Below are 13,503 nucleotides of genomic sequence, written 5' to 3'. Positions count from 1 at the left end.
AAAACAGAAAATTAATAGAAACTTATTGAAATTTGTCGGAAAGCGTGGTAGAATTCAAAATATATGTAGGTATTGTTTTGAATCAGGAGGAGTATTATGAGCGTCCAGTTGTTAGACAAAACCAGAAAGATCAATAAACTGCTGCACAATAATAATTCCTCGAAAGTAGTCTTTAACGATATTTGTGAAGTTCTGACAGAGATTTTGGAATCTAATATTCTGGTAATCAGTAAGAAGGGGAAAGTGCTGGGCGCCAGTCGGGAAAATGGAACGGAAGAAATTAAAGAACTGATTGCGGACGAGGTGGGCGGATTTATTGATTCATTGTTAAATGAGCGCTTGCTTGGCATTTTATCCACTAAGGAAAATGTAAATCTGGAGACATTGGGATTTGTTTCCGAAGATGTACGCAGGTATCGGGCGATTATCACCCCCATTGATATTGCAGGGGAAAGGCTCGGAACGCTGTTTGTATACCGGCTGGAGAAGCAGTATGGCATTGACGATATTATTTTAAGTGAATATGGAACCACTGTGGTAGGGCTGGAGATGATGCGTTCCGTCAATGAAGAAAGCGCGGAAGAGAACCGGAAGGTGCAGATTGTGAAATCTGCCATAGGAACCCTTTCTTTTTCAGAACTGGAAGCGATTACCCATATCTTTGACGAAATGGAAGGCAGGGAAGGCATTCTGGTGGCAAGCAAAATTGCTGACCGGGTAGGAATCACCAGAAGCGTGATTGTCAATGCGCTCCGGAAATTTGAGAGTGCGGGGGTGATTGAGTCCCGCTCTTCAGGGATGAAGGGCACTTACATTAAGGTCCTCAATGATGTGGTGTTTGATGAGCTGGACAGGATCAAAAAACAAAATATGAAACATAACTAAAGGGAATTAGTTGTTTTTGTGAAAAGGGATTTGTAGAATAGAGCTATAAGTCCTTTTTGTGCGTGTGAATATGCAAAACTGCAGAATTTACGCAGGATGAAAAGAGAGAATGTCAGGAGACGGCATACAGTCGACAGCTTTTTACAAAAAATACTGCAAATAGTAGATACAATGACAGAAATGCACAAGATGGTGTAAAAAATACGCAAAAACAACAAAAAATGCTTGCATTATTATTAGGATAATTTATAATAAAGAAGAATAACATTCTAATGATAGTATGGGAGCATAAGAGATACCGGAAGATGGAAGGAGCAATATTATGATAAACAGCGGTATTTATGATTATATTGACGTGATGAACAAGGCGGCGGATGCTGCCTGGCTGAGAGAGACGGTAATCAGTCAGAATATTGCCATGGGGGATACACCAGGATACAAACGTCAGGATGTTAATTTTGAAGGCGTTCTTGAACGGGAACTTGGAAAAATGAAGTATGTATCTCTGGATGAAAAGGTGAGAGACCTGAACAAAGGCCATATGGATCACCTGGAAGCTCCGGTTTATACGGATATTGAAAATTATTCCTACCGTCTGGATGAAAACAGCGTGGATCCGGAACAGGAGTATGCGGAACTGGCGTCAACCAGAATCCGGTACAATGCCCTGGTGGATTCCATGACCAGTGAATTTAACAAAATCAAAAGCGTAATCAAGTAGGAAGAGAATAGCAGAGACAGGAGGAAGAGGTATGTCGTTATTTCAGTCTTTTAATATCAATACGTCCGCGCTTACCGCACAGCGGTTCCGCATGGATGTGATTTCAGAGAATGTTGCCAACGCCACTACCACAAGAACAGAGGACGGGACGCCCTATACCCGCAAAATTGTTACGTTTCGTGAGAAGAAGGTGACGCCTTTCAGCAAGGTGCTGAGCAATACCAGGGAATCATACCTGGGAAACGGTGTGAAGGTATCCCGTGTTTCCGAGGATACGGAAAGTGAATATGTGATGAAGTATGATCCGGCGCATCCGGATGCGGATGAGAACGGATATGTATCTTATCCGAATGTAAATATTATAACAGAGATGACCAATATGATTGATGCCAGCCGGGCTTACGAGGCGAATCTGACAGCCTTTGAGACGAGCAAGGCCATTGCTCTGAAGGGACTGGAGCTTGGCAAATAGAAGATTAATCTGTAACAGGGAGGTTCTAAGATGGATATATCAGTGTTGAGCAATATAGGCTCAGAGTATATTAAGAATGCAGCCATGGAGAGCGGGAACCTGACCGTGGGCGACAAAGGGTTTGACAGCCTGCTTAAGTCGGCCATGGACATGGTAAATGAAACCAATGACCTGCAGAACCAGGCAGAAGAGGCCCAGATGCAGTTTATGCTGGGATATTCGACCAATACCCATGATTTAAGGGACATACAGACGAAGTCCGAGATTGCCCTGAATTATACCACAGCAGTCAGGGACAAGATGATAGAGGCATATAAAGAAATTATGAATATGCAGATTTAACAGTTGATTCTGGACAGTTAAATACATAGAATGGATGGGTAGGAGAGTTACATGCAGGAGAAGATTAGAGAGGTTCCAAAAAGGATCCTTGACTGGTGGAATAAGTTTTCAGTCAAACAGAAAACATTAATCGCAAGTATTGCAGTTGCGGTAATCGTTGGTCTGGTCATTGTCACGAAAATACTGACAACGCCCACCATGGTGCCCATAAGAACCTGTGCGGACACGAAGGAAGCAGGTCAGGTACAGGAACTGCTGAAAGGAGAATCAATTTACTATGAGGTTTCCGATGACGGTCTGGAATTTCAGGTAAAAGCTCAGGATAAGGCCAGAGCAGCCATTTTGCTTGGGCAGAATGGAATCCCGGCGACTTCCTATGATTTGGAGAATGTATTTTCCGGCGGTTTCAGTCAGACAGAATCTGACAAGGGCAAACGTTACCAGCTGTATATGGAGAAACAGTTAGAAGAGGATTTGCAGCAGCTGGAATCCGTAAGTTCCGCTACCGTGAATCTGAGTGTGCCGGTGGATGACGGGACGGTGCTGGCGCTGCAGGAAGATTCCTATGCGGCTGTTACTCTGACACTGTCAGGAGAGATGGATGAAGATACGGCGGCCGGACTGGCAAAATGGATTGCCACAGCCATCGGGAATAAAGGTACCGACGATATTACTATTATGGATAATTCCGGAAATATGCTTTTTTCCGGCGGAGATTCAGCTACTGCCATGGGAAATGCAAGTACGCAGCTTGCCTATAAGACCAAGGCAGAGAGCGCAGTAAAAAGCCAGGTGAAAGACATTATGATGGGCACAAATGTGTTCAATAATGTTTCCGTTGGCCTGAATCTGAATGTGAGCTTCCGGGATACCAAGGATACCACCCACAGAACCTATACGGAAGACGGAACCGAACACGGACCGGTAACCAGCAGAAGGCTGTATGAGGAAGAGAGTTCAGGAGGTGAGGGAGGCGTTCCCGGAACAGACCCCAATGATGACGATACAGGATATATGCTGGAGGATGGTGCAACTTCTAACCGGACAGTTACCGAGACAAATGAGAATTATGCCAACAGTGAGCAGATTATTGAGATTACCGGGGGCGTGGGAGAAGTGGATTATGAAAATTCTTCCATTACAGTAGTGGCCAGCCAGTATCGTAATTACAATGAAGATGCGCTCAGGGCCAGCGGCCAGCTGGACGATATGACCTTTGATGAGTTTGTGGCTGCAAATCGTGAACGTGTCAAAATGGATCTGGATGAAGATTATGTACAGATGGTAGCGCGGGCTACGGGATTCCCGGCTGAAAATGTAATGGTTGTGGGATATGAAGTACCGTTCTTTGAATATTCTGACAGTGGAAACAGAGGAATTGTGGATTATCTGCCGGTGGCCATTGCCCTTGCCATTATGGCCATGCTGGGGTATGTGGTTTTCCGCAGTACCAGAAGAGAACAGACAGCAGAAGTGGAGCCGGAGCTTTCCGTTGAGACTCTGCTGGCTTCCACAAAAGAAGCGGAAGAAGAATCACTGGAAGATATTGGATTTTCCGATAAGTCTGAAACCCGCATCCTGATAGAAAAATTTGTAGATGAAAATCCGGAAGCCGTAGCTTCACTGCTGCGGAACTGGTTAAATGAGGAGTGGGAATAGAGTTATGGCAAATTCAGAAGAATATAATGGCGTCCAGAAAGCGGCAATTCTGCTGATCGCACTGGGACCGGAAAAATCAGCCTCCATATTCAAACATCTCAAGGAGGAGGAAATTGAAGAACTGACCCTGGAAATTGCCAATACCAGAAGTATATCTCCCCAGACAAAAGAAGATGTGCTCAATGAATTTTACCAGATTTGTCTGGCACAGCAGTACATTGCAGAGGGCGGTATCGGCTATGCAAAGGAACTTCTGGAAAAAGCACTGGGAGAAGAAAAAGCTCAGGGAGTTATTTCCAAACTTACAGCTTCCCTGCAGGTACGTCCGTTTGAGTTTGTTCGTAAGACAGACCCGGCACAGCTTTTGAACTTTATACAGGATGAACATCCGCAGACCATTGCAATGATTCTTTCCTATCTGTCTGCCGGCCAGTCAGCCATGATTATCGGCTCTCTGGTTCCGGAAAAACAGGCGGATGTGGCAAAACGTATTGCGTTGATGGACAGAACTTCTCCGGATGTTATTAAGGAAGTGGAGCGCGTATTGGAACGAAAACTTTCTACTCTGGTAAATCAGGATTACACAATTGTGGGTGGCGTGGATGCGATTGTTTCTATTTTGAACACCGTAGACCGTTCTACCGAAAAACATATTATGGAAACTCTTGAAATTGAAGAGCCTGAACTGGCAGATGAAATCCGCAAGAAGATGTTCGTATTCGAGGATATTCTTCTTCTGGACGACCGGGCTATCCAGCGTGTGCTCCGGGATGTGGATAACAACGACCTGGGTGTGGCTCTGAAAGCGGCAAATGAAGACGTACAGAATGTAATCTTTAAGAATATGTCCAAACGTCTGGCTACCATGATTAAGGAAGATATGGAATTTATGGGACCGGTGCGTATGAAGGACGTGGAAGAAGCACAGCAGAAGATTGTAGGTATTATACGTAAACTGGAAGATTCAGCAGAAATTGTAATCTCCAGAGGTGGAGGTGACGAGATCGTTGTCTAATCTGTATAAGCAGCGGTATATCGTTGCCAATAACACAGACAGAAGAATCATCAATTCAAATACCAGGATTGAAGAGCGGATGCAGGAACTAAAAGAAGAAATGGCCAGAAATCTGGTTTTTCAGGAGTCACCGGACGGATTTGTGGAAGGATTGGCCATGGAGCAGGTGGAAGTGGTTCCGGAAGTTTCTCCGGAAGAACTTCTGCAGAAAGCTCAGGAAGAATCAGAGGCTGTTCTTGCTGAAGCCAGAGCCAGAGGAGAAGCTGTTCTTGCAGAAGCAAATCAGCAGGCTGTTTCCATCCGGAAACAGGCAGAAGAAACAGGCTATGAGACTGGTTATGGGAACGGATTCCAGGAAGGAAATGAGAAAGCTGAACGGGAGCTGGCTCAAAAAAGCAGCCAGATGGAAGAGGCCCGGCGGCAGATGGAGGAAGAATACCGGCAGAAGATTGATGAACTGGAACCTTATCTTGTAGATATCGTGGCAGATGTATTTGAAAAAGTATTTCATGTACAGTTTGATGACAGTAAGGAGATTTTAATTTATCTGATACAGCAGGCCATTTTGGGCGCTGAAGGGACGAAAGACTTTCAGGTGAGGGTGAGTCTGAAAGATTATGAATTTGTGGAAAATCATAAAGCAGAAATTACAGAGCGGGTGGGAGGTGCCATCCATGTGGAAATCATGGCAGATGCCGGGTTAAAAGAACGACAGTGTATGATTGAGACAGACTCCGGGATTTTTGACTGTGGTTCAGACGTCCAGCTCGATAACCTGATAAAAGCACTGCGGTCATTAAGTTTGTGAGGAAGAGATATCGTGACATATAATTTGGATAAATATTATCAGCTGGCAGACAAAAATTATTGCAGACATCTTGGAAAAGTAGTTAAAATTGTAGGACTTACGATTGAATCTGTGGGACCAAACGCCAAACTGAATGACCTGTGCCGAATCATTATTGATAAAAACAGGGATATTTCGATTATGGCAGAAGTAGTGGGATTCCGGGATAAGAGACTGCTTCTTATGCCTTATGAGAGTGTGGAAGGACTGGGCGTAGGATGTATCGTAGAGAATACGGGACATCCTTTGTCTGTGTGTGTGGGAGAGGAGATGCTGGGCCATACACTGGATGGCATGGGCAGACCCACAGACGTGGAAGAACTGACGCTGCGGGAAGAATATCCTGTGGACGCGGCTCCGCCGGACCCCATGGAACGTGTGATTATAGGTGAAGTGCTTCCTCTGGGAGTGAAAGCGGTGGACGGACTGATTACCGTGGGGAAAGGACAGAGAATTGGAATTTTTGCCGGTTCCGGCGTTGGAAAAAGTACCCTGCTGGGTATGTTTGCCAGAAATACCAGGGCGGATATCAATGTGATTGCCCTGATTGGCGAGCGCGGCAGGGAAGTAAGAGAATTTATTGAACGGGATATGGGAGAAGAAGGAATGCGGCGTTCTGTTGTGATTGTGGCAACTTCTGACCGGCCGGCTCTTCTCAGAAGAAATGCGGCCAAAACAGCCACAGCCATTGCGGAGTATTTCAGAGACCAGGGGAAAGATGTCCTGCTGATGATGGACTCCCTGACACGTTTTTCCATGGCCCAGAGAGAAATAGGTCTTGCCTCCGGGGAACCTCCCGTAACCAGAGGATATCCGCCCAGCGTATATTCCGAAATGCCGAAGCTATTGGAGCGTGCAGGCAATTCTGACAGAGGATCCATTACCGGACTCTACACGGTTCTGGTAGATGGAGATGATTTTAACGAACCCATTACAGATACTGCAAGAAGTATTCTGGATGGACATATTATGTTAGACCGAAGACTGGCACACCGGAATCACTATCCGGCCATAGATGTGCTGCAGAGTATTTCCCGTGTCATGAGTTCCATTGCGGACAGTAATCACAAAGAAGCTGCGGGAAAATTAAAAAATGTTATGGCAACCTATCAGGAAGCAGAAGACTTAATCAATATCGGTGCTTACAAGTCAGGTTCCAATCCGAATATTGATTATGCCATTGAAAAAATCGACGCGGTGAACAGCTTTTTACTGCAGGAAACCCATGAAAAATTTTCGTTTGAGGAGATTTTAAATATGTTAGAAGGGCTGTTTTAATGATAAAAGGGTTAAAGTTTAAAGGAACTGGTAACAAATGGCAAAGTTTACATATAAAATGCAGAATATCCTCGATATTAAATACAAACTGGAGACGCAGGCAAAAACTTCTTTTTCCCTTGCGGCGGCAAGGCTGAACCGGGAAGAGGAGAAACTTGACAGGCTGCATCAGCGCAGGAAAGCATATGAGGAACAGGCCAGAGAACTGGTAAAAGACAGGCTGGATTTTCAGGAAATCAAAGTGAACCGCATTGCAATTGAGACCACTAAGGGAGACATCCGCAATCAGGTGGTTGCAGTCCATGTGGCGGAGCGTAACCTGGAGCAGGCCAGAAGGCATCTGCAGGATGTGATGACGGAGAGGAAAACCCACGAAATCTTAAAGGAAAAAGCCTTTGATGAATTTAAAAAAGAACTGGAAAAAGAAGAGAGCAAGGCGGTAGATGAACTGGTAAGTTTCACTCACAATCATGCAAAAGAAGGATAAGGTGGTGTTAATATGGCAGAGGAAGTAATGGATCAGCCTGGCGAAGAGACAGGGGCCCTGGATAAGAAAGCAAGAAAAAAGGCAGAAAAGGCAAGGAAGAAAGAAGAGAAGCAGCTGAAAAAAGCAGAGAAAAAACAGATGCAGGAGGAAGCGCCGGAAGAGGAAGAAGGCGGAGGCAGCAAAATTGCAGTTGTGGCTGCTACGGTTGTTTTCATTTTAATCTGGCTGGCGATTCTGGCACTTATCATAAAAATGGATATCGGCGGGTTTGGCTCCACAGTTCTTCAGCCTGTGTTGAAGGATGTTCCGGTAATTAATAAGATTTTACCGGAAAACCCGGAAGAACCGGTGGTAGACGCTCAGTATCCCTATACCACGCTGGATGAGGCAATCAACCGTATTAAGGAACTGGAAGTGGAATTATCAGACAGTCAGTCCCAGTCTCAGGGAAGTTCCGATTATGTGGCCCAGCTGGAAGCAGAGGTGGCCAGACTGCGGGAATTTGAGAATGAACAGTCGGCATTTGAAGAAGAAAAAACCAAATTCTACAAAGAGGTTGTGTTCAACGAAAAGGCGCCCGATATATCTGAATATCAGGCATATTATGAAAGTATTGACCCGGCTAATGCCGAGGTATTGTATAAACAGGTAATACAGCAGCAGGAGGCAGACGCCGAAATTCAGGAGTATGCCAAAACTTATTCGGAAATGAAGCCAAAACAGGCGGCGGCAATTATGGAAGCCATGCAGGATAACCTGAAACTGGTGGTAAAAATTCTGCAGAACATGGAAACAGATGCCAGAAGCAAGATTCTTGCAGCAATGGATGCAGAAGTTGCCGCAAGGATAACAAAAATGATGGAGCCATGATATCGCCGGGCGATATCCATGATTTCATATAATTTCAACAGAAAGGAGGAGGAATATGACCAGCAGTAAAGTATCGCAGCTTGCAGCCCTGATGAGGAATTCGGAGCTGACGGGCACCAGAAAAACTTCGCAGCAGGGAAATGACCCTGTGTTTGGCGCACTGTTAAGCCAGACGGCAGGCGGGAATCAGCAGAATCTTTCCCCATGGAAGGGAAATGCGATTCAGCCCCCCAGAGCAGAACTGTCCAATCAGACAGCTTTTGTAAAAGAAACTGCCGGGGCCGGATACAGAGATAACTCGGTTAAGGGGAATACTTCTGATATTCAGAGTAAACTGCCGGGAGATGCCCAGGAGAAACTGTCGGCTTTTGAGGAAAAGGCAACAAAGACCGTGGCAGAAGAACTGGGTGTTACAGAAGAAGAAGTCAGAGAAGCCATGGAAGCTATGGGAATGACAGCATTTGATTTGTCAGACCCTGCTCAGCTTGCAGCTCTGACCATGAAACTGACGGGTATGGAAGATCCCGGAGCATTGCTGCTTGATGAGAATTTTCAGCAGCTTATGGGAGATATGGAAGAACTGTTTCAGAAACTGCCGGTACAGTTAAATCTCACGCCGGAAGACATGGCGCAGCTTATGGAACAGATGGAGGCCATGGAAAATGTCAGCCCGGAAGAAGAACTGACTGTGCAGATGCCGGAATCGGAAGCAGCAGATCCGGACGGTGATTTGACGGGAACAGTTCCGGAGCAGTCAGAACAGAATGCAGACGTAATTCGAACCGTATCTCAGGAAGCAGCCCAGGAGCAGAAAGTACAGAATCCGGATGGAAAAGAACAGGCAGGAAATGAGGCTGCCGCAGACAGCCGCACCACAGAAGAAACCGAAGCAGTAACCGTTCAGACTCAGGAGGAATCCGGGGAAGGGGATGCGGAAAAGAGTCCGGAAAAATCCCTTTCGGAAATGACACAGGATACGAAAGAAGCCGGAAAAGAAGAAGCGGGCAGGAGTCATATTACTTACCAGACTACCACTCAGACTGTGAACCAGGGACAGACAGCAGAGGTTACTCAGACCGTAGTTCAGACCAGAATCAACGTGGAGGACATTATGCGTCAGGTCAGCCAGATGACCAGAGTTATGGTCAGCCAGGCGGAATCTTCCATAGAAATGCAGCTGAATCCGGCTAATCTGGGGAAAGTGTATCTGCAGGTGGTTTCCAGAGAAGGAGTAATTACCGCTCAGCTTGCAGCTCAGAATGAAGCGGTGAGAGAAGCCCTGGAAAGCCAGGTTGCTGTGCTGAAAGAAAATATGAACCAGCAGGGCATTAAAGTGGAAGCTATTGAAGTGACCATCGCAAGCCATGAATTTGAGCGTAATCTGGAACAGAACCAGCAAAGCCCTGCACAGGAGCAGCAGGAGGAAAGTGCACGGAAATCTTCCAGAAGGAATATCAACCTGAACAGTCCGGAGGAGATGGAAGGAGCAATGACAGAGGAAGAAGACCTGGTGGCAAAAATCATGACGGATCAGGGGAACAGTGTGGATCTGACAGCATAGGATACATCACAGGCCTGACAGTGCAGTGAAACAAAAAAGAAAGGAGAGATTTTATGGCAGTTACAGTACCGGTTAAAAACGGTGAAATTGTAAATGGTTATGATCCCACAAAAGAAGCGGAAGAAGCCAAAAAAGAGAGAAGCGGCGGCTCATTGGGAAAAGAAGCATTTTTACAGCTCCTGGTAGCCCAGATGAAGTATCAGGATCCCCTGGAGCCCACTTCTAACACAGAATACATTTCCCAGCTTGCGACATTCTCCTCTCTGGAAGAAATGCAGAATATGCGTGCTTCTCTGGAGGCATCACAGGCAACAGGGCTGGTTGGAAAAACCGTAATTATGGGAGTGGAGACCAGCGGAGTTACAAATTATATATCCGGAAGAGTGGAACAGGTCCGCAGAGAAGGCAGTAAGACCTATCTGTCCATTGACGGTTCCTGGTATAATCTTGACGACCTTGACACGGTTGTGGATGATGAATATATGGAAGCAACCCTGATAGGGGAAGATTTTGAAAAAGCGCTGGCTACCATGCCGGATGTCAGCAAATTATCTGTTGCGGATAAGGAAAAACTGGCTGCAATCACAGCCGCTTATAACAGTCTTACCGCTTACCAGCAGAATTATATTGAAAAATACTGCAAAGATGCATACAATAAGTTTAAGGCGTTAGTGGCAAAAATGAATGAGATCAGCCCGCCGGAGACTGACAAGCCCGATGGTTCAGGCGATAAGGATGACAGCGGTTCCACAGAAGGAACAGAGGGAACAGAGGGAACAGGAAGTACGGAAGGAACCGGAACTACCAGTTAACAGGGATGGCGCCTCTGAGTGAATCAGAGGACAGCAGGGAAGCTGAAGAACGGAGAGATATCATGAATAAAATTTCAAATCAATTCTCTTCCATTGAACAGATTACAGATCAGTATCTGAAACAGAACAGTCAGAACACAGTTGCTGCTGAAGGAGAACTTTCCTTTGATGATATTTTAAAGCAGAAACAGTTTGTGGACGAAAGTTCTGTGCTGAAGTTTTCCAAGCATGCTTCCATGCGTCTGCAGAGCAGGAACATAGAACTTTCCACAGAGCAGAAGGAACGTCTGGAAACAGCAGCGGAAAAAGCAGAAGCGAAGGGAATGAAAGAGTCCCTTGTTATCGTTGACTCCTATTCGTTTATTGTAAATGTGCCCAATAAAACTGTGGTTACAGCAATGGACCATACAGAGTCTGACGAAAATGTATATACTAACATTGACGGAGCCGTAATTATCTAGCCGGACCCATGAAGGAGGCAGAAGACCCTGGAATGACAGAAGGGGTCATGCGGCAGCGGTTATTCTGTGAATGCAGGATAACTGCATCCAATAAGAATCAGGAGGTCATTTCGTTATGATGAGAGCATTGTATTCTGGAGTGTCAGGGTTAAAGACACACCAGACCAAGATGGACGTAATTGGTAATAATATTGCAAACGTAAACACTGTTGCATTTAAGTCATCCAGCACTGCATTCAGTGAAATCATGTATCAGAATATGTCTGGTGCATCCGGTGCGACTGCTACCAAGGGCGGTGTCAATGCCAAGCAGATCGGTCTTGGTGTAACCACCGGTTCCACATCCATCAATATTACCTCTCCGGGAGCAACTCAGACCACCGGAGACGGCTGGGATCTGAGAATCACCGGAGACAGTTTCTTTATTGTAAATAACGGTACGGAAAACCTGTTTACCAAAGCCGGAGCATTTTATATTGACGGAGCCGGCAACCTTGCCACCAAAGCCAATGGTTATAACGTAATGGGATGGCAGGTAGACCCTCAGACAGGGGATATCCGGAAAGATACGGTTTCCGTACTGAATATTATGAACGAGAAGAATCAGACTTCTCCGCCTGAGGCAACTACCCTGGCAACAGTCAGCGGCGTTCTGGATACCAATAACAAACAGGTAAACTCCGGTGACGGTTATGTGCTGAGTCTGAATTTCTATGATGGGCTGGGTTACAGCTATAATGCGAAATTTGCAGTAAAAACCATCAATGGGGATGAGAAAAACTATTCCGTAGAGCTGACAGACATTACAGATTCTACCGGACGTTCCATTCTGAATGAATATGCTGCAAATCAGAATATAGATATGACAGAGGCAAGAAGAAGAATTTTCGGCCCGGAAACTCCTCAGCAGATTACAAGAAAATATAAGATGGCGGCAGAGTTCAGGAACGAGAATGGTACCATAGTAGATAAAAATGGTGTTACGCTTCAGTATGCAGAGAGAGACGGACAGAAGTTATATGAAAGTGCAGACGGTTCCGTATCCTATTCCGTTACGGATGTATTCGGTATCACAGGAGATGCTCTGACAAATTTCAACGGAACATTTACTCAGGTGGGAGGTTCCGGCGTGTTTGAATACCAGGATACCATCAATGGATACGTGCTGGACTACAATGAAAACGGTCTGAATTCCGGAACTTTTAACTATATTGGAAATGCCGGGAATTCTACCGTAGGAATTAACCTGGCAACGATTGGTACTCAGTTCCAGAACATTAATGTGGATTTCAGTACTTCCACCTGTTATGAGAACGGAAATAACTGTACGCTGGATATGCTCAAAGGGGATGAAAAGGGAATTGACGGAACAGGCAGGAAGCTGGGAGCACTGACCGGACTGCAGGTACAGGAGGACGGAAGAATTTTCGGTACATACGATAATGGTAATACCACTCTGCTGGGACAGATTGCGGTGGCAAGATTTGCCAATCCTTCCGGTCTGGAAAAGCTGGGTGACAACTGCTACCGAACCACTCTGAACTCCGGTGAGTTTGACGGAATCGGCCAGGATATTACTGCAGACGGCGGAAAAATGAACAGTGGTGTTCTGGAGATGTCCAATGTGGACCTTTCCACAGAGTTTACGGAAATGATTACCACCCAGAGAGGTTTCCAGGCGAACTCCAGAATTATCACAACTTCTGATACGCTGCTGGAAGAACTGGTGAATCTGAAACGATAATAAACTTATAAAATAAATATGACGGGGAACTGTGTTTCATGGTTCCCCCATATAATGAATCGGTGAAAGGCAGGTGAGGCTCCATGATAGAAGTGACGAAACTGAACGGAAGTACCATTCTGATCAATGCGGAACTGATAGAAAGCGTGGAGGAAACACCGGATACTGTCCTTTCTTTTGTGACAGGGAAGAAATTAATTGTAAAAGAAAGTAGACAAGAAGTAAAAAATTTAGTAATATTATACAAGAGAGAAATTATGACAACGGGTCTTCCCTGGTTGGCAAAAGAATAGCCTGTAGAACAGACAGGTGAAATTACGGATAGAATATATTTCATGGATGAAAAGGG

15 protein-coding genes are annotated in these 13,503 nt (G+C 45.5%); all 15 read left to right on the top strand.

The window, feature by feature from the left end:
• Positions 1 to 96: 96 nt before the first annotated feature.
• Entirely contained in the window at positions 97 to 885 is a 789-nt protein-coding gene (gene codY, locus C805_RS16495; protein WP_016215053.1) for a GTP-sensing pleiotropic transcriptional regulator CodY, read from the top strand.
• A 322-nt stretch (positions 886 to 1,207) separates the two neighbouring features.
• Positions 1,208 to 1,606, top strand: coding sequence for a flagellar basal body rod protein FlgB (gene flgB / locus C805_RS16490; RefSeq protein WP_016215052.1), 399 nt, complete (start codon positions 1,208 to 1,210; stop codon positions 1,604 to 1,606).
• Positions 1,607 to 1,637: 31 nt separating this feature from the next.
• On the top strand, positions 1,638 to 2,078 hold the full coding sequence (flgC, locus tag C805_RS16485) for a flagellar basal body rod protein FlgC (protein WP_016215051.1): 441 nt from the start codon (positions 1,638 to 1,640) through the stop codon (positions 2,076 to 2,078).
• Positions 2,079 to 2,108: 30 nt separating this feature from the next.
• Positions 2,109 to 2,420 (top strand): flagellar hook-basal body complex protein FliE, encoded by a 312-nt coding sequence (gene fliE, locus C805_RS16480; protein WP_016215050.1) that lies wholly within the window; start codon positions 2,109 to 2,111, stop codon positions 2,418 to 2,420.
• 51 nt (positions 2,421 to 2,471) lie between these two features.
• The gene (locus tag C805_RS16475; protein WP_016215049.1) at positions 2,472 to 4,079 is read left to right on the top strand and encodes a flagellar M-ring protein FliF C-terminal domain-containing protein; all 1,608 of its coding nucleotides are present in this window, start codon (positions 2,472 to 2,474) and stop codon (positions 4,077 to 4,079) included.
• 4 nt (positions 4,080 to 4,083) lie between these two features.
• Complete coding sequence (fliG, locus tag C805_RS16470) at positions 4,084 to 5,094, top strand: flagellar motor switch protein FliG (RefSeq protein ID WP_016215048.1); 1,011 nt, start codon at positions 4,084 to 4,086, stop codon at positions 5,092 to 5,094.
• Positions 5,087 to 5,902, top strand: a complete 816-nt coding sequence (locus C805_RS27115; protein WP_016215047.1) for a FliH/SctL family protein — start codon at positions 5,087 to 5,089, stop codon at positions 5,900 to 5,902. The genes fliG and C805_RS27115 overlap by 8 nt, the downstream gene beginning before the upstream one ends.
• Before the next feature lie 9 nt (positions 5,903 to 5,911).
• Complete coding sequence (gene fliI / locus C805_RS16465) at positions 5,912 to 7,219, top strand: flagellar protein export ATPase FliI (RefSeq protein WP_371197653.1); 1,308 nt, start codon at positions 5,912 to 5,914, stop codon at positions 7,217 to 7,219.
• Between the two features lie 37 nt (positions 7,220 to 7,256).
• Positions 7,257 to 7,706, top strand: a complete 450-nt coding sequence (gene fliJ, locus C805_RS16460; protein ID WP_016215045.1) for a flagellar export protein FliJ — start codon at positions 7,257 to 7,259, stop codon at positions 7,704 to 7,706.
• A 12-nt stretch (positions 7,707 to 7,718) separates the two neighbouring features.
• Positions 7,719 to 8,576, top strand: coding sequence for a MotE family protein (locus C805_RS16455; protein ID WP_016215044.1), 858 nt, complete (start codon positions 7,719 to 7,721; stop codon positions 8,574 to 8,576).
• 55 nt (positions 8,577 to 8,631) lie between these two features.
• Positions 8,632 to 10,137 (top strand): flagellar hook-length control protein FliK, encoded by a 1,506-nt coding sequence (locus tag C805_RS16450; protein WP_016215043.1) that lies wholly within the window; start codon positions 8,632 to 8,634, stop codon positions 10,135 to 10,137.
• A 53-nt stretch (positions 10,138 to 10,190) separates the two neighbouring features.
• Positions 10,191 to 10,949 carry a flagellar hook assembly protein FlgD gene (locus C805_RS25330; protein ID WP_016215042.1) on the top strand — a complete coding sequence of 253 codons (759 nt, stop codon included), beginning with the start codon at positions 10,191 to 10,193 and terminating at the stop codon, positions 10,947 to 10,949.
• 62 nt (positions 10,950 to 11,011) lie between these two features.
• The gene (locus C805_RS16440; protein WP_016215041.1) at positions 11,012 to 11,410 is read left to right on the top strand and encodes a TIGR02530 family flagellar biosynthesis protein; all 399 of its coding nucleotides are present in this window, start codon (positions 11,012 to 11,014) and stop codon (positions 11,408 to 11,410) included.
• Positions 11,411 to 11,525: 115 nt separating this feature from the next.
• A complete protein-coding gene (locus C805_RS16435) occupies positions 11,526 to 13,154 on the top strand; it encodes a flagellar hook protein FlgE (RefSeq protein ID WP_016215040.1) in 1,629 nt (542 codons plus the stop codon).
• Between the two features lie 83 nt (positions 13,155 to 13,237).
• Positions 13,238 to 13,447, top strand: a complete 210-nt coding sequence (locus C805_RS16430) for a flagellar FlbD family protein (RefSeq protein WP_016215039.1) — start codon at positions 13,238 to 13,240, stop codon at positions 13,445 to 13,447.
• Positions 13,448 to 13,503 lie beyond the last annotated feature (56 nt).

It is taken from the genome of Eubacterium sp. 14-2, from assembly GCF_000403845.2.
Lineage (GTDB): Bacteria > Bacillota > Clostridia > Lachnospirales > Lachnospiraceae > Petralouisia.
The sequence above is the reverse complement of the archived record's forward strand: the minus strand, read 5'-3'. Positions and strand labels throughout refer to the sequence as shown.

What these genes read in the sequence shown, in the direction of transcription:
- codY (WP_016215053.1), top strand. Translation starts at nt 97, where the DNA reads ATGAGCGTCCAGTTGTTAGACAAAACCAGAAAGATCAATAAACTGCTG.
- flgB (WP_016215052.1), top strand. Translation starts at nt 1,208, where the DNA reads ATGATAAACAGCGGTATTTATGATTATATTGACGTGATGAACAAGGCG.
- flgC (WP_016215051.1), top strand. Translation starts at nt 1,638, where the DNA reads ATGTCGTTATTTCAGTCTTTTAATATCAATACGTCCGCGCTTACCGCA.
- fliE (WP_016215050.1), top strand. Translation starts at nt 2,109, where the DNA reads ATGGATATATCAGTGTTGAGCAATATAGGCTCAGAGTATATTAAGAAT.
- C805_RS16475 (WP_016215049.1), top strand. Translation starts at nt 2,472, where the DNA reads ATGCAGGAGAAGATTAGAGAGGTTCCAAAAAGGATCCTTGACTGGTGG.
- fliG (WP_016215048.1), top strand. Translation starts at nt 4,084, where the DNA reads ATGGCAAATTCAGAAGAATATAATGGCGTCCAGAAAGCGGCAATTCTG.
- fliJ (WP_016215045.1), top strand. Translation starts at nt 7,257, where the DNA reads ATGGCAAAGTTTACATATAAAATGCAGAATATCCTCGATATTAAATAC.
- C805_RS16455 (WP_016215044.1), top strand. Translation starts at nt 7,719, where the DNA reads ATGGCAGAGGAAGTAATGGATCAGCCTGGCGAAGAGACAGGGGCCCTG.
- C805_RS16450 (WP_016215043.1), top strand. Translation starts at nt 8,632, where the DNA reads ATGACCAGCAGTAAAGTATCGCAGCTTGCAGCCCTGATGAGGAATTCG.
- C805_RS25330 (WP_016215042.1), top strand. Translation starts at nt 10,191, where the DNA reads ATGGCAGTTACAGTACCGGTTAAAAACGGTGAAATTGTAAATGGTTAT.
- C805_RS16440 (WP_016215041.1), top strand. Translation starts at nt 11,012, where the DNA reads ATGAATAAAATTTCAAATCAATTCTCTTCCATTGAACAGATTACAGAT.
- C805_RS16435 (WP_016215040.1), top strand. Translation starts at nt 11,526, where the DNA reads ATGATGAGAGCATTGTATTCTGGAGTGTCAGGGTTAAAGACACACCAG.
- C805_RS16430 (WP_016215039.1), top strand. Translation starts at nt 13,238, where the DNA reads ATGATAGAAGTGACGAAACTGAACGGAAGTACCATTCTGATCAATGCG.